The sequence below is a fragment of the Flavobacterium sp. RSP15 genome, assembly GCF_003968755.1.
Lineage (GTDB): Bacteria > Bacteroidota > Bacteroidia > Flavobacteriales > Flavobacteriaceae > Flavobacterium.
On sequence record NZ_RYDL01000001.1, the window covers coordinates 159,705 to 174,416 of the forward strand.

The window sequence follows — 14,712 nt, forward strand, 5'->3', positions numbered from 1 at the left end:
AAACGCAAATAAAAAAACAAAAACAAAAAAATGAAAATAATAGCAGTCATTCCCGCACGATACGCCTCTACACGATTTCCTGCCAAACTGATGCAGGATTTAGGCGGTAAAACGGTAATCTTAAGAACGTATGAAGCAGCTGTAAATACTAAATTATTTGATGCTGTATTTGTAGTAACTGATTCCGATTTAATTTATGACGAAATACGTACTCACGGAGGAAACGTTATTCGAAGCATCAAAGAACACGAATCCGGAAGTGATCGAATTGCAGAAGCAATAGAAAATCTTGATGTTGATATTGTAGTTAATGTACAAGGAGATGAACCTTTTATTGATGCGGAACCTTTAGCTAAAGTGATTGAAGTTTTTAGAAATGATTTGGATAAAAAAGTAGATTTAGCTTCGTTGATGCGCGAAATCACAAATGAAACCGATATTAATAATCCCAATAATGTAAAAGTTGTAGTGGATCAAAACGAATTTGCATTATACTTCTCGCGATCCGTTATTCCATATCCTAGAGACAAAAGTGTAGGCGCACGGTACCTGCAACATATTGGTGTTTATGCATTTAGAAAACAGGCGTTATTGGATTTTTATAGTTTGCCCATGCAATCATTGGAAGCATCTGAAAAACTGGAGCAATTGCGTTATCTTGAATTTGGGAAACGCATCAAAATGATCGAAACCACTCATATTGGTATTGGTATTGATACCCCAGAAGATCTAGAAAAAGCAAGGAAAATGTTGAAAATTGAAAGCTAAAAAATCGTTTTAATTAGGCAATTTTCTCGATAACAATAAGTTCGTTATGCACTTCAACTCTTGGAATAGTTCTAATTTTAAATTGATTTTTGTAAAATTCGGTCACATATTTTTTATTTCTTTGACTTTGATTCTCATCTAATAACATCGTATTAAAAAGAATAAAACCATGACTTTTTAAAAGCGAGCAGACCCTATTGGTAAAAAAAGGTTCAAATAAGAAATTAGGCATTGTAGTGTCCTGAAAAATATCAATGATAATCAAATCGTATTTAGTAGGGGTTTTTAACACAAATACAAAAGCATCCTCAATTACAATTGTAAGATTTTTTGTTTTATTCAAGTCAAAATAAGCATTGGCTATTGTAATTATTTCAGGATCAATTTCAACACCGGTAATTTTTCCTTTGTATTTTATTTCTTCCACCAATGTTTTGATGACACTTCCACCTGCAACGCCTAAAACTAAAACATGCTCCATGGACATAATTTTTTTGTATCCAATGTTTTTTAAGCCTAACCTCAGAATCCGTTGCAAACTGCCATAGGAATAATTTGTGCTTTGCGAATCCATGACCAGTTCCCCATTTGTCCAAGTCACCTCAATCGATTTGCTCAAAGCAGATTTGGTTTGATAAATAGTTAAAGGAATTATGTAGCTGAATATTTTTTTTAGCATTAGTCACTGTTTTACCCAAAAATAAGATATTAATTATTTATTTTGTACGAAAGCAAGCAAGAATGAAGAAAAAATTATACAAATGGATATTTACCAGACTAATGAGTTGGAAAGTAGTGGGTAGTATTGATCCCAATATCACGAAATGTGTCATGATGGTTCTGCCACACACCAGCGCTCATGATTTTTATTTAGGGATTTTTATCAGAGGAATAACCGGTTTACAAATGAATTGGGTAGGCAAAAAGGAGTTATTCCGTTTTCCTTTGGGATTTTATTTTCGATACATGGGTGGAGAACCGCTTGATAGGACAGGAGGGTTGAATAAAGTGGATACTATTGCGGCTATTTTTCAAAGAAAAAAGGTTTTTCGTCTGGCAGTAGCTCCGGAAGGAACCCGTAAAAAAATTAGCGAACTTAAAACAGGATTTTATTATATCGCTTTAAAAGCAAAGGTTCCTGTAATTCCTATTGCATTTGATTTTGGAAAAAAAGAAATTAATTTAGGAAAACCTGTTTTTCCTTCGGGAGATATTGAGGCTGATATAACCGTTTTGAAAAAACATTTTATTGGAGTAAAGGGTAAAATTCCAGAACTGGGATACTCATTTGAATAACTCTTAAAAAAAACTTAAAAATGTTAAAACCAATATAATTGATTTTTCGTAAGTGTATTAAAACTCTAAAACATACAACATGAAACATTTAGTTATTAGTACCACATTTTTAGTTTTATTTTTCGCTTCATGCGATAATAATGACTCTGATACTAGCCCGGCAGAATTAAATTTGGTGACATCCAGCAATACCTCTGGGAAAATTACGCTGACCAATTTATTAGCTACATCACCAATGGTCAAATCGTTTGCCATTGCTTCTTTGGATGCTGAAGGAGTTTCATACGATGCCGAAACCGATGCAGTCACTATCGCTTCAAGAACCAACAATCAACTAGAAACCTATTCCGGAATAAAAACAGCATTTACAGCCGGATCAACTAGTTTAAGTGTTGCATTAAGCAGTGCAACTGGGGAATTTACAAATGCCAGAGAAACCGCTGTTTCAGGTAACTTAGTTGTAGTAGCCCAAGACCAATTGGCATCTAATGGCCTAATCAACAAGCTTTTTGTTTATCAAAAAAGTACCACAGGCTTTTCTTTGATAAAAACCTTTACTACTACATTTAAACTTTGGGGAATACACATCGATGGTGCTGATTTGTATGCAGTAGCGGATCTGACTGGTGATCTTGTACAGTTCAAAAATTTTATGACTACTGTTTCGGGTACAATTACGGCAACTAAGCGTGTGACTATTGCAGGGTTGATTCGTACTCATGGGATTACATATTCTCCAGCAGATGATGTTATGATTTTAACAGATGTTGCCAGTGCCGCTTCGGCCACTGATGGTGGACTAATTATAATTAAAAATTTCTCAACTGTTTTCGCTTCAACTGCTGCTGCGGGAACAATTGCAGTAACGAATCAAGTACGGATTTATGGTTCTAATTCACTTTTAGGCAATCCTGTGGATGTGGCTTATGACAGCGTTACAAAAAACATATATGTTGCTGAAAGATTAAATGCAGGAGGACAAGTGCTAACGTATAGTTTTCCTGTTGCTTCGGGTGATTTTGCTCCCGTAAATGCGAGAGCGGAAGCGGGTGTAACGTCAATTTTTGTATTAAGAAGATAGATTTTTGTTTTCAAAAATGCTTTTTTAATCGATAACCCCAATTCTAAAATAAGAATTGGGGTTATTTATTTAATTTGGAACATAACTCTTGAAAGAACCATTTTTATAAAAGATAACAATGGTGTCAATTTCAGAAGCAACAGATTCACTAGGACTATTTATTGGATCACTTTTTTTAGTTTCCAATGCAGGAATCAAAACAGTATTTTTTAGTTCAGAAAATAAATTCTTAGGGATTATATGATCACTGGCCGGAGCAGGAATATTTTGTTCAGGGACCTGATTAATAATTCTTTCTCTAGTGTTAAACTCTTCTGCGTTTTTCGGAAAGGTTCCTTTTCCATTCAGAATCCAATACAAATCAACATCAGGAAAAACATCTAAAATTTTAAGTATAAAATCCAAGCTTGGTTTGTTTCTCCCAGAAAGCAGGTGAGACAGGCTGGAGCGTTGGACACCAATTTTATCAGCAAAAGAAGAGGCATTTAAATTGTAGTAGTCCAGTATAATCTCTAACCTTTTTATAAAGTCTTCTATGTTTACCATTGTAAATTAATATAAAAATTAACTAGTTACAAATGTAATCAAAAGAAGCTTACGTTTCAAAATTAAAGTTGTAAAATGTATTTAAAAAGTGAAAATAACTAAAGTTAAACTATTAATAAATACACTCAAATTATTGATAATAAATATTTTAAGTATTATAAAATAAATTAGTAACAATTGTTAACATTTACCGAATTTTCTAACTGGCTTAACTGGCGAAAAGTGTTTACAGTATTGAAATATGCTTTGTTTTAAATGTTTACAAATGTAAATACAAAGATGTTTACTTTTGTAAATCAAATAAAATGGTATGAATTTAGAAGAATTATTCGATCAGTTTAAGGAAGAATCCGTTCGTGGACGGTACGTCACTTTAACATCAATCGAGCCTTTGTTGCAAAAATTAAACACGAACAATCAACTTCAAATTATAGGAAAATCAGTTCTTGGAAAATCTATTTATTCGTATGAAATTGGAAAAGGAAAAACGAAAATTTTTCTGTGGTCCCAAATGCACGGAAATGAAAGTACAACTACAAAAGCGCTATTCGATTTTTTTAATGTACTGCATAGTGGTTCTGCATTAGCACACCAATTATTAGACTTCTTTACTTTTTACACCATTCCGATGTTGAATCCTGACGGTGCAACATTATACACAAGAGAAAACGCCAATAAAGTTGATTTAAATCGCGATTCGCAAGCGCTGACACAACCAGAAAGCAAGCTGTTAAGGGCAGCTTTTGATTCCTTTGAGCCTGATTATTGTTTTAACCTGCATGATCAGCGTACTATTTTTGGTGTAGATGATACCGGAAAACCTGCAACAGTATCTTTTTTAGCACCTTCCTATAATGAAAATCGAGATATAAATGAATCTAGGTTGAAAGCGATCAACTTGATTGCCGGAATAAATGAGGATCTCCAGCGTTATCTTCCCAATCAGATTGGGCGTTTTGATGATTCGTTTAATATAAATTGCATTGGAGACACGTTTCAGTTTTTAGGAGTGCCCACTTTATTGTTTGAAGCGGGTCATTTTGAGAATGATTATCAAAGGGAAGAAACACGAAAATACGTTTTTATGAGTTTAATTTCAAGTTTTAGGATACTCTCCGAAAACGTTATAGTTGATAATGGAATTGACAAATATTTGAGTATTTCTCAGAATAAAGTCGTTTTTTATGATTTTATGTATAAAAACATCAAAATAAATTATGATGGTATCGAAATTATCACCAATTTTGCAGCACAATACAAAGAAGAGTTAATTGAAAATCAGGTCTGTTTTAATGCCTATGTTTCACAAATAGGCGATTTAGAGGATTATTATGGTCATTTCGAATATGATGCTAAAGGAGCTTTATACAAAGATGGTTATAATGATATTCCTAAATTAAATCAAAAAGCTGATTTTTATTTAGATAATAACATGAAATTTGTTAACGGAATGATAAAAATATAATATTTACGTCTTTTTGTTGTTTTTATGTATATTTTTATACTTTGTTATAGTAATTAATAATATTAATTAAAGAATTATGAGTAAGTTTCGTTTAGATGAAGTAGATCACCAGATTTTAGATATGTTGATAGACAACACAAGAGTTCCATTTACGGATATTGCAAAAAAATTATTGATTTCAGCAGGAACTGTGCATGTTAGAGTAAAAAAAATGGAAGATGCCGGTATTATCATGGGATCCTCATTAGTGCTTGATTATGATAAATTAGGCTATTCTTTTATTGCTTATGTTGGTGTTTTTCTAAATAATACGTCTCAAACAAAGTTTGTTTTAGAGCGTATCAATGAAATTCCATTTGTAACTGTAGCCTCAGTCACCACTGGAAAATTTAATATTTTTTGTAAAATTAGAGCTAAAGATACCAAGCATGCAAAAGATGTGATCTTTATGATTGATGATATTGATGGTGTTTATAGAACCGAAACAATGATTTCCCTTGAGGAAAGTATAAATGATAAGAAGCGTTTGATGCATACTATTTTCAAAAATATGTAATTACTCTTGAATGCACTATATTATAAATATAACCTCAAGTTAGTTCTTGAGGTTTTTTTATGAAAAATTAACTAAACCAACTACAACAAAATTATGTACACACTACCCAAACTTGAACGTTTTAATCAAGATGTCCTCTCTAAATATCACATTTACAATAGTGTTTTTATAACATTGCCATTTCACTCCATAGATAATACGGGAGCTTTACTTCCTTTGTTTACAGATATTTGTGATACAGGATTTAAAAAGCAAGAAACTCCAAAAGAAATTTTTGATTTTTTTGCCAAAAGATATTTACATGATCCTTCAGAAACAGAAAAAATTGATATTATGTTTCGTTTTATTCAATATATCGAACGCCAAATTGTTTTGTTTGATGCTATTGAAGATGCTGCTTTTCCGGTTGTTAATAATATGGAAGGACGAGGATCTTTGAGAGATATCAAAGAAAAATCAGATGCGAAAGACAAGGAAGAGGAATTGATTGCTTTTCTGGAGGATTTCAATGTAAGGACAGTTTTGACGGCGCATCCGACGCAATTTTATCCCGGAGCAGTTCTTGGAATAATTACTGATTTGACCGAAGCGATTCGGAAAAATAACTTACTTGCAATTAAACAGTTACTGGCTCAATTAGGAAAAACACCTTTTATTCAAAACGAAAAACCAAATCCTTTTGACGAAGCAGTAAGTTTGATCTGGTATCTTGAAAATGTTTTTTATCAAACTTCAGGCGAGATCGTACAGTATTTGCAAAAAAACATTTTTAACGGCAATTCCATAAAGAATCCTTTGATTAAACTTGGATTTTGGCCAGGCGGCGACCGTGATGGAAATCCATTTGTGACTACTGAAATAACGCTAAAAGTAGCTGAACGTTTGCGAACCTCCATTTTAAAGTGTTATTATATCGAAATTAGGAATTTAAAAAGAAAGCTAACCTTTTCAGGAGTAAATACTTTAGTGACTGAACTGGAACAAAAACTTTATAGATCTGTGTTTTATTCTACAGGAGAAATTTTCATTACTTTAGATGAATTCAAATCACAATTAAATAAAATTAAACAAATAATTATCGACCAGCATCAATCGTTATATTTGGATGAATTGGACGCACTTTTAATAAAAGTGAATTTATTTGGATTTCATTTTGCGTCATTAGACATACGTCAGAACAGTAAAATTCATGATGCTGTGTTTAAAGATATAGTGGATTTTTATTTAAAAACAAATCCCTCTGTTTTTCCGAAAAATTATTTTGAATTAACAGAACAGGAGAAATTTACGATTTTAGGAAATGTAAGTGGGAATCTTGATGCTACTGTGTTTTCAAATGAAATGTCGCGTTTGACAATCGAATCCATTCAAACGATAAAAACAATTCAGGAAAAAAACGGAGAATTTGGCGCTAACCGGTACATTATCAGTAATAATGAAAGTGCACTTAATGTTATGGAGACCTTTGCGTTATTTCGTTTGAGCAATTGGGAAAATCCTCCCGTTGATATTATTCCGCTTTTTGAATCGGTTAATGATTTGCAAAATGCACATGCTATCATGGAAAAATTATATACTAATCCTGGTTATGCGAAACATTTAACGAACAGAGATAATAAGCAAACCATCATGCTTGGTTTTTCTGACGGTACAAAAGACGGAGGATATTTGATGGCGAATTGGAGTATTTACAAGGCCAAAGAAGAACTTACTACAATTTCCAGAAAATATGGTGTAAAAGTAATTTTCTTTGATGGTCGAGGCGGTCCACCAGCGCGTGGCGGAGGGAAAACACATAAGTTCTATGCTTCATTGGGGCCTAATATTGAAAATAACGAAATTCAGGTTACTGTACAAGGTCAAACGATTAGTTCTAATTTTGGGACTTTGGATTCATGTCGCTACAATTTAGAAAATTTATTGAGTGCCGGCGTAACCAATCAGGTTTTCAGCAAAGGTCAAAATGAATTGACTTTGGACGAAAAAAACATAATGGATCAATTAGCTGGTTTAGGATATGAGAAATATTTAAGCTTTAAAAATCATCCAAAATTTATTCCTTATTTGGAGCAAATGAGTACACTAAAATATTATGCGAAAACAAATATTGGAAGCCGCCCTTCTAAGAGGAGTAAATCAGAACATTTAGATTTTGCTGATTTACGCGCAATTCCTTTTGTAGGTTCTTGGAGCCAATTGAAGCAAAATGTACCCGGATTTTTTGGTGTAGGTACGGCGCTAAAACATTTTGAAGATACTGATCAGTGGGATAAAGTTCAGGATTTATATGATAATTCGTTGTTCGTTAAAACCTTGTTAGAAAATAGTATGATGTCATTGGCCAAATCATTTTTCCCTTTGACTGCTTACATGAGGAAAGATCCCGAATTTGGAACATTTTGGCAAATTATTTATGATGAATTTTTAGAAACAAAAAGATTACTTTTGAAAATTGCAGGTCATAAAGAGCTTATGGAAAATTATCCTGATGGTAAAGCATCTATACAAATTAGAGAACGTATAGTATTGCCATTGTTAACAATACAACAATATGCTTTATTGCGTATCAATGAATTAAATAAAGAAAACACTCCCGACGAAAGTTTGATAAAAGTATATGAAAAAATTGTAACTCGTTCTCTTTTTGGAAATACTAATGCCAGTAGAAACTCTGCTTAAACAATAAAAAATGAAATTATCACAATTGCCCACAAACGAATATGCCTCTTTTTATTCTCCGTATTTAAATGCTTTGGGAGACGTAACTTTGATGGAAGAATTAGAAATTTCCTTGCATGATTTTATCCGTTTCGTACAAAATATCCCAATGGATAAATTTGATTATAGATATGAGCAAGGGAAGTGGAATATCAAGGAAATTATTCAGCATGTAATTGATACGGAGCGCATATTTGCCTATCGTGCGTTGCGCATTTCCAGAAATGACCAAACAGCTTTGCCTGGTTTTGATGAAAATGATTATGTAAATAATACTGAAGCTGCCAATAGAAGTATTCAGGATTTACTGACTGAATTTTCAGCTGTTCGACATTCGAATTTATTTCTTTTTAAAAGTTTATCAGATGAACAATTAATGAGGATTGGAACTGCCTCAAATACTGCTGTATCGGTTCGTGCGATTGGTTTTATTATGATTGGACATCAAAAACATCATCAAAAAGTTTTTGAAGAAAGGTACTTATAAATTATTGAAAACAAGTTGACCAAATTTTTAATTTGTTTTCAAAAGACATGGTATTGGCAGGACTTGTGGAAGGCATCATATAATACGTGATGCCTTTTATTTGACCAAATTTTTTCAAAAAGTATTTATGACTTTCTTTTCCGTTAAAAATAATTTTTGTGATGCCGGGAAATTCTTTAAACAATGTTTCAAAATCATTTTCTTTTTGGTTTTTGATGTGAATATCCAAGCTTCCTTTTCTTTCGCAATTTTCTAAAACATCCCATAATCCAATTTTATTCCTTTGCAGTAATTCAATCTTTTTTTCGAAGATTTCAGCTATTGGTAAATTATTTAACAGCGTGTACATAATTTTCCAGAAATGATTTCTTTGGTGTGCATAATATTCCTGCTTTTCTAATGACGCAATACCTGGCATAGTTCCCAAAATCAAAATTTCAGTTTCAGAATTTATAAAAGGCGGAAAGGAATGTATCATAGTAGGTTTTAAAGTACTGCTTTTTCTTTTTCGAGTATGGCTAATGCTAACCGGATTTTTCCGTAGTCTATTTTTTCTTCAAAATAATCAAAATAAGGTTTTAAGGCATTTGGTGATTCCAGTTTTATTTGCGCTTCAGCAATTTGAGAAACTTCTTCTTTTGAGATAAGCGAATCCAAATCTATATTAGCTCCATCAACATACAGTTTTGCTAAATGAGACATAATTGTACTTAAACCTAATTTTCTTTTTTGGGCAATTTCCTCTACAGAGAATCCGGTAGTATAAAGTTCTAATGTTTCTTTGTAGGTTGTGGCTTCTTTTTTCTTTTTAGCGCCTTTTACTTTCTGGAAATCTTGGATAACTTTTATAAAAGCATCGCCATATTTTTCTAGTTTTGCTTTACCAACGCCGTCAATTGCCAATAATTCTGTTTCGCTCATCGGTCTTTCAGTTTCCATTTGGCGTAATGCCGCATCACTGAATATTACATAAGCCGGAACAGATTCTTCCTTAGAAATTTCGTACCGTACTTTACGTAAAGTTTCAAAAAGTGAATTTGCAACGGATTTGCTTTGTTTAATTTCTTGCTTGTCGATATTGATTTTTTGAACTGTGGTCAGTTGTACTTTCTCACCTTCAAATAATACTTTTTTTGCAAAGGCTGTCAATTTGATTTTGTTTTGCTGGTGAAAAGCAATTTCACAATAGCCCAAATTGATCAATTGTATCAAATATTGATTCCAGTCATACCATGATAAATTAGCACCAACACTGTATGTTTTCAGGTTTTGATATTCCTTTTCATAAATATAAGCATTTTTTGAACCGCGTAAAAAGTCAATAATTACCGGTAATGGTTCTGTTTCCTGCAACCGAATAATTGCCGATAAAGCTTTTTGAGCGATCACCGTTCCATCAAAAAAAAGCGGTGGATTTTTACAAATATCACAGTTTCCACAATTCTCTGTAACAAGTTCGCCAAAATAGGAAAGCAATATTTTTCTTCGACAACTCAATGCATCGGCATATTGTTTCATCCGTTCTAATTTGGCGAGTTGCACTTCAGCATTCAAACCTTGAGAGGCAAATTTTTGCAACTGAATCAGATCGCCATAACTTTCGAATAATACCGTTTCTGAGGGTAATCCATCGCGACCGGCACGACCAATTTCCTGATAATAGCCTTCAATATTTTTAGGTAAGTTATAATGAATGACCCAGCGCACATTGGATTTATCAATTCCCATTCCAAAAGCAATGGTAGCGCAAACCACCTGGCAATCATCATTGATAAATTCATCCTGTGTTTTAGAACGAATTTTCGTGTCTAAACCTGCGTGATACGCTTTGGCATTCACGCCTGTTTTTTGTAGTTTTTCAGCCAATTCTTCGGTTGTTTTTCTGCTTAAACAGTAGATAATTCCCGATTCATTGGGCTTTTCTAGGATGAAATCTATAATTTGTTTGACTCTGTCCAAAGCGGGACGCACTTCTAAACTTAAATTTTTTCGATCAAAAGAAGCAACAAATATTTTTGGATTTATCAAATTTAACTGTTGGCTAATATCTTTACGTGTAGCCTTATCAGCCGTTGCAGTTAAAGCTAATATTGGAGTAGAAGGGAAGCGTTTTTTGAGGTATCCTAAATTAGTATATGCCGGACGAAAATCATGTCCCCAAGCTGAAATGCAATGTGCTTCATCAATAGCAATTAAACTTATGGTCAAACTATTGAAAAGATTATCCAGAAACGACAGGCTTTCCGGAGCGATATACACTAATTTAATTACATTCAATTTTAACCTTTCGATATAAAACTGACGTTCATTTTCAGTTTGGCTACTGTTAATGAAACAGGCTTCAATACCATTTGCTTTCAGACTATCGACCTGATCTTTCATCAAAGCAATCAGTGGAGAAATTACGATTGTAATTCCCGGAAAAACCAATGCGGGCAATTGAAAACAAATTGATTTTCCTCCACCTGTAGGCATAATTGCCAATGTATCCTGTCCGGAAAGTATACAATTTATTATCTCTTCCTGGTTTGGGCGAAATTTTTCAAAACCAAAGTTTTCTTTGAGTTTGGCATATAAAATTTGATTAGTCATTTTGGCGTATATTTAGAAGTCTAAAGTTATAAAAAAAGGAACTCGTGAATGAGTTCCTTTTAATAAATATATTTGAGAAGGGATTAATTAATCCTCTTCATCGTCATCGTCATCATCTGAAAAATCTTTTTCGTCAGCATCTTCATCATCTCCATCATCATCATCTCCTGCATCAGCATCTGGGGTGTCATTAGCATCATCCTCGTCATCATCATCCATATCATCCTCTAAATCAAGTCCTTTAATTGGTTCAACAACGTCATCGATGATTATTTCATCATCTTCATCATAATTTTCAATTCTATCAGCCAGTTTTGTGCTCACTTTTACTAAATAAATGGTATCTTCAGTTCGTACTTCAACTGCTTCAACTAATTCATTTTTAGCGTTTCTAAAACTAATAATATTTGAATCATCATAACCATCTGGAAATTTATCAACCAATAGGTTTAAAATTTCATTGGTAAGTTTGGCGTAATCAACAATTACTCTTTTCATAAAATATTCTATAAATCTAATAAATAAGCGAAAATTAAAGGCGCTACGATGGTAGCATCAGACTCAATAATGAACTTCGGGGTTTTAATATCTAATTTACCCCACGTAATTTTTTCATTTGGCACCGCCCCAGAATACGAACCGTAACTGGTTGTTGAATCTGAAATCTGACAGAAATAACTCCAGAAAGGAATGTCGTGCATTTCCATATCTTGGTATAACATTGGTACTACACATATTGGAAAGTCTCCAGCAATACCGCCACCAATTTGAAAGAAACCTACTCCATTTGTACTGTTTTTAGGATACCAATCAGACAAGAATACCATATATTCGATACCAGATTTCATTGTTGAAGCTTTTAAATCTCCTTTTATTACATAGGATGCAAATATATTTCCCATGGTACTGTCTTCCCATCCCGGTACAATGATAGGTAAATTTTTCTCAGCGGCTGCATACATCCAGCTGTCTTTTAGGTCAATTTCATAGTATTCTTCAAGAACACCTGAAAGCAACATTTTGTACATAAACTCATGCGGAAAATATCTTTCGCCTTTATCATCCGCATCTTTCCATATTTTGTAAATGTGTTTTTGCAAACGACGGAAAGCTTCATGCTCCGGTATACAAGTATCAGTTACACGATTTAATCCTCTTTCTAATAAATCCCATTCGTCCTGCGGAGTCAAATCTCGGTAATTAGGAACTCTTTCATAATGAGAATGAGCGACTAGATTCATCACGTCTTCTTCGAGATTTGCACCAGTACACGAAATAATATGCACTTTGTCCTGACGAATAATTTCAGAAAAAATCTTACCAATCTCGGCAGTACTCATAGCTCCAGCCATGCTCACCATCATTTTTGCACCATTGGCTAATTGTTCTTCATATGCCTTAGCGGCGTCAACTAAAGATGCAGAGTTGAAATGCAAATAATGCTTTTCTATAAACTGACTGATTGGTCCTTTGCTCATTTTTTTTTATTTAAATACTTAGAAATCAATTTGTTAAAATTAGTATTTCAAATTTAACGAATTTTTATATTGAATAATTGTTGTTTATTTTTTGTCGTACCCTAATATTTTCAAAACATCGTCAGAGGTTTGTTGTTCGGAGAAAACCTCAGTGGCCAAAATACCATTTTCGTCTCTGTCTATTAATATATGTTTGGGTTGCGGAATCAAACAGTGATGCAAGCCACCGTATCCGCCAATCGTTTCCTGATAGGCCCCAGTATTAAAAAATCCGATGTATAACGGTTTTTCTTTGTTGTATTTGGGGAGATAGATCGCGTTCATATTTTGCTCGGAGTTGTAATAATCATCACTGTCGCATGTCATTCCTCCTAATAAAACTCTTTCGTAAGTTTCATTCCAGCGATTCACAGCCAGCATGATAAAACGTTTGTTTATAGCCCAAGTGTCCGGTAGCGTTGTAATGAAAGAGGAATCAATCATGTTCCACTTTTCTCTGTCATTTTGTTGTTTTTGATACAATATCTGGTATATTGCACCACCACTTTCTCCTACTGTGAAGGAACCGAATTCAGTGAAAATATTTGGAACGTCAACCTCGGCTTCATCGCAGGCAATTTTGATTTGATTGATAATTTCGTCAATCATATATTGATAATCGTACTCGAATGCTAATGAATTTTTGATCGGAAAACCGCCGCCAATATTGAGTCCATCAAGTGTAGGACATTCTTTTTTTAATGCAATATAAACTTTGATACATTTTACTAATTCATTCCAGTAATAGGCATTATCATTTATTCCTGTATTGATAAAAAAGTGCAACATTTTTAGTTCCAGTTTTTTATTTTCCTGAATTTGTTTTTTGTAAAAATTGACAATGTTTTTATACCCTATTCCTAATCTTGACGTGTAAAACTCAAATTTAGGTTCTTCCTCAGCAGCAATACGAATTCCGATTTTGAATTTCCCTTTTATTTGCTCTTGTAAAAGATCAAGCTCTTCATAATTATCAATAATTGGAATTGCATTTTTATGACCATTATTTATTATGCGGGCTATATTTTCAATGTACTGATCTCTCTTAAAGCCATTGCATATCACATAGGTGCTTTTATTAATTTTTCCGTTTGCCAGTAAGTTCTCAACAATATTGATGTCAAAAGCGGATGACGTTTCAATATGGATGTTATTTTTAAAGGCTTCATTCATTACAAATTCAAAATGAGAACTTTTAGTACAATAGCAGTAATAATATTTTGCCTCGTATTTGTTTTTCTCCATCGATTTACGAAACCAGCTTTTGGCTTTGTTTATGTTGTTCGAAATTTGAGGTAAGTAGGTGAATTTTAATGGAGTGCCATATTGTTCTACCAATTTCATTAAATCGATATTATGAAACTGAAGGTTGTCTTTGTTTAAAGTAAATTCTTCCTGTGGAAAATAGTAAGTTTGATTGATTAAATCAGAATATTTTGTATTCATTAGATGTCATAAATTTATAGATTAAAATATTGTAAAATAAAGAAACCTATAATTCAAACCCGAATATTTGCATAGATAATCTGAAGTTTTTCGTGATCTGCTTTCATGTATTGAAAAACATCAAAACTAAAGTTTCCTTTGATTGAATAAAAACGCTTCAATATTCTTAGAAAAGAGATATTGTTTCGGGTTTTATTACAACTATAATTTTGTTTGTTTTGACTTTTTTTCATTACTGCA

14 protein-coding genes are annotated in these 14,712 nt (G+C 33.0%); 7 read left to right on the forward strand and 7 right to left on the reverse strand.

Annotated elements, in window-relative coordinates; all coding sequences use genetic code 11:
- Positions 1-30: 30 nt before the first annotated feature.
- Complete coding sequence (kdsB, locus tag EKM00_RS00700; protein ID WP_126514888.1) at positions 31-768, forward strand: 3-deoxy-manno-octulosonate cytidylyltransferase; 738 nt, start codon at positions 31-33, stop codon at positions 766-768.
- 13 nt (positions 769-781) lie between these two features.
- Here the strand turns inward: kdsB and EKM00_RS00705 are convergent, their stop codons facing one another.
- Entirely contained in the window at positions 782-1,447 is a 666-nt protein-coding gene (locus EKM00_RS00705) for a spermidine synthase (protein ID WP_126514889.1), read from the reverse strand.
- A gap of 62 nt (positions 1,448-1,509) precedes the next feature.
- Here EKM00_RS00705 and EKM00_RS00710 point away from each other — a divergent pair, with 62 nt between their 5' ends.
- Together EKM00_RS00710 and EKM00_RS00715 are read left to right on the forward strand one after the other, a co-directional pair.
- A complete protein-coding gene (locus tag EKM00_RS00710) occupies positions 1,510-2,064 on the forward strand; it encodes a 1-acyl-sn-glycerol-3-phosphate acyltransferase (protein WP_126451564.1) in 555 nt (184 codons plus the stop codon).
- 79 nt (positions 2,065-2,143) lie between these two features.
- The gene (locus EKM00_RS00715; protein WP_126514890.1) at positions 2,144-3,145 is read left to right on the forward strand and encodes a hypothetical protein; all 1,002 of its coding nucleotides are present in this window, start codon (positions 2,144-2,146) and stop codon (positions 3,143-3,145) included.
- Positions 3,146-3,214: 69 nt separating this feature from the next.
- Here the strand turns inward: EKM00_RS00715 and EKM00_RS00720 are convergent, their stop codons facing one another.
- Positions 3,215-3,691, reverse strand: coding sequence for a helix-turn-helix domain-containing protein (locus EKM00_RS00720; protein ID WP_126514891.1), 477 nt, complete (start codon positions 3,689-3,691; stop codon positions 3,215-3,217).
- A gap of 310 nt (positions 3,692-4,001) precedes the next feature.
- Between EKM00_RS00720 and EKM00_RS00725 the strand changes: the two genes are divergently transcribed.
- The 4 genes from EKM00_RS00725 to EKM00_RS00740 all read left to right on the forward strand — a co-directional run bounded on the left by EKM00_RS00725 (position 4,002) and on the right by EKM00_RS00740 (position 8,917).
- Complete coding sequence (locus EKM00_RS00725) at positions 4,002-5,156, forward strand: M14 family metallopeptidase (RefSeq protein WP_126514892.1); 1,155 nt, start codon at positions 4,002-4,004, stop codon at positions 5,154-5,156.
- Positions 5,157-5,232: 76 nt separating this feature from the next.
- Positions 5,233-5,712 (forward strand): Lrp/AsnC family transcriptional regulator, encoded by a 480-nt coding sequence (locus EKM00_RS00730; RefSeq protein WP_072943262.1) that lies wholly within the window; start codon positions 5,233-5,235, stop codon positions 5,710-5,712.
- Positions 5,713-5,805: 93 nt separating this feature from the next.
- The gene (locus EKM00_RS00735) at positions 5,806-8,391 is read left to right on the forward strand and encodes a phosphoenolpyruvate carboxylase (RefSeq protein WP_126514893.1); all 2,586 of its coding nucleotides are present in this window, start codon (positions 5,806-5,808) and stop codon (positions 8,389-8,391) included.
- A 10-nt stretch (positions 8,392-8,401) separates the two neighbouring features.
- Positions 8,402-8,917 carry a DinB family protein gene (locus EKM00_RS00740; RefSeq protein ID WP_126514894.1) on the forward strand — a complete coding sequence of 172 codons (516 nt, stop codon included), beginning with the start codon at positions 8,402-8,404 and terminating at the stop codon, positions 8,915-8,917.
- A gap of 1 nt (position 8,918) precedes the next feature.
- Here the strand turns inward: EKM00_RS00740 and EKM00_RS00745 are convergent, their stop codons facing one another.
- The 5 genes from EKM00_RS00745 to EKM00_RS00765 form a co-directional block, all read right to left on the reverse strand.
- Positions 8,919-9,395, reverse strand: a complete 477-nt coding sequence (locus EKM00_RS00745; protein ID WP_126514895.1) for a DNA-deoxyinosine glycosylase — start codon at positions 9,393-9,395, stop codon at positions 8,919-8,921.
- 8 nt (positions 9,396-9,403) lie between these two features.
- Positions 9,404-11,509, reverse strand: a complete 2,106-nt coding sequence (gene recQ, locus EKM00_RS00750) for a DNA helicase RecQ (protein ID WP_126514896.1) — start codon at positions 11,507-11,509, stop codon at positions 9,404-9,406.
- Positions 11,510-11,596: 87 nt separating this feature from the next.
- On the reverse strand, positions 11,597-12,007 hold the full coding sequence (locus EKM00_RS00755) for a DNA primase (RefSeq protein ID WP_126514897.1): 411 nt from the start codon (positions 12,005-12,007) through the stop codon (positions 11,597-11,599).
- A gap of 8 nt (positions 12,008-12,015) precedes the next feature.
- Positions 12,016-12,987, reverse strand: a complete 972-nt coding sequence (locus EKM00_RS00760) for a deoxyhypusine synthase family protein (protein ID WP_126459548.1) — start codon at positions 12,985-12,987, stop codon at positions 12,016-12,018.
- 84 nt (positions 12,988-13,071) lie between these two features.
- On the reverse strand, positions 13,072-14,472 hold the full coding sequence (locus EKM00_RS00765) for an arginine decarboxylase (protein WP_126514898.1): 1,401 nt from the start codon (positions 14,470-14,472) through the stop codon (positions 13,072-13,074).
- Positions 14,473-14,712 lie beyond the last annotated feature (240 nt).

Excerpts from the sequence above, each read along its gene's own strand:
- kdsB (WP_126514888.1), top strand. The coding sequence starts at position 31 with ATGAAAATAATAGCAGTCATTCCCGCACGATACGCCTCTACACGATTT.
- EKM00_RS00705 (WP_126514889.1), bottom strand. The coding sequence starts at position 1,447 with ATGCTAAAAAAAATATTCAGCTACATAATTCCTTTAACTATTTATCAA.
- EKM00_RS00710 (WP_126451564.1), top strand. The coding sequence starts at position 1,510 with ATGAAGAAAAAATTATACAAATGGATATTTACCAGACTAATGAGTTGG.
- EKM00_RS00715 (WP_126514890.1), top strand. The coding sequence starts at position 2,144 with ATGAAACATTTAGTTATTAGTACCACATTTTTAGTTTTATTTTTCGCT.
- EKM00_RS00720 (WP_126514891.1), bottom strand. The coding sequence starts at position 3,691 with ATGGTAAACATAGAAGACTTTATAAAAAGGTTAGAGATTATACTGGAC.
- EKM00_RS00725 (WP_126514892.1), top strand. The coding sequence starts at position 4,002 with ATGAATTTAGAAGAATTATTCGATCAGTTTAAGGAAGAATCCGTTCGT.
- EKM00_RS00730 (WP_072943262.1), top strand. The coding sequence starts at position 5,233 with ATGAGTAAGTTTCGTTTAGATGAAGTAGATCACCAGATTTTAGATATG.
- EKM00_RS00735 (WP_126514893.1), top strand. The coding sequence starts at position 5,806 with ATGTACACACTACCCAAACTTGAACGTTTTAATCAAGATGTCCTCTCT.
- EKM00_RS00740 (WP_126514894.1), top strand. The coding sequence starts at position 8,402 with ATGAAATTATCACAATTGCCCACAAACGAATATGCCTCTTTTTATTCT.
- EKM00_RS00745 (WP_126514895.1), bottom strand. The coding sequence starts at position 9,395 with ATGATACATTCCTTTCCGCCTTTTATAAATTCTGAAACTGAAATTTTG.
- recQ (WP_126514896.1), bottom strand. The coding sequence starts at position 11,509 with ATGACTAATCAAATTTTATATGCCAAACTCAAAGAAAACTTTGGTTTT.
- EKM00_RS00755 (WP_126514897.1), bottom strand. The coding sequence starts at position 12,007 with ATGAAAAGAGTAATTGTTGATTACGCCAAACTTACCAATGAAATTTTA.
- EKM00_RS00760 (WP_126459548.1), bottom strand. The coding sequence starts at position 12,987 with ATGAGCAAAGGACCAATCAGTCAGTTTATAGAAAAGCATTATTTGCAT.
- EKM00_RS00765 (WP_126514898.1), bottom strand. The coding sequence starts at position 14,472 with ATGAATACAAAATATTCTGATTTAATCAATCAAACTTACTATTTTCCA.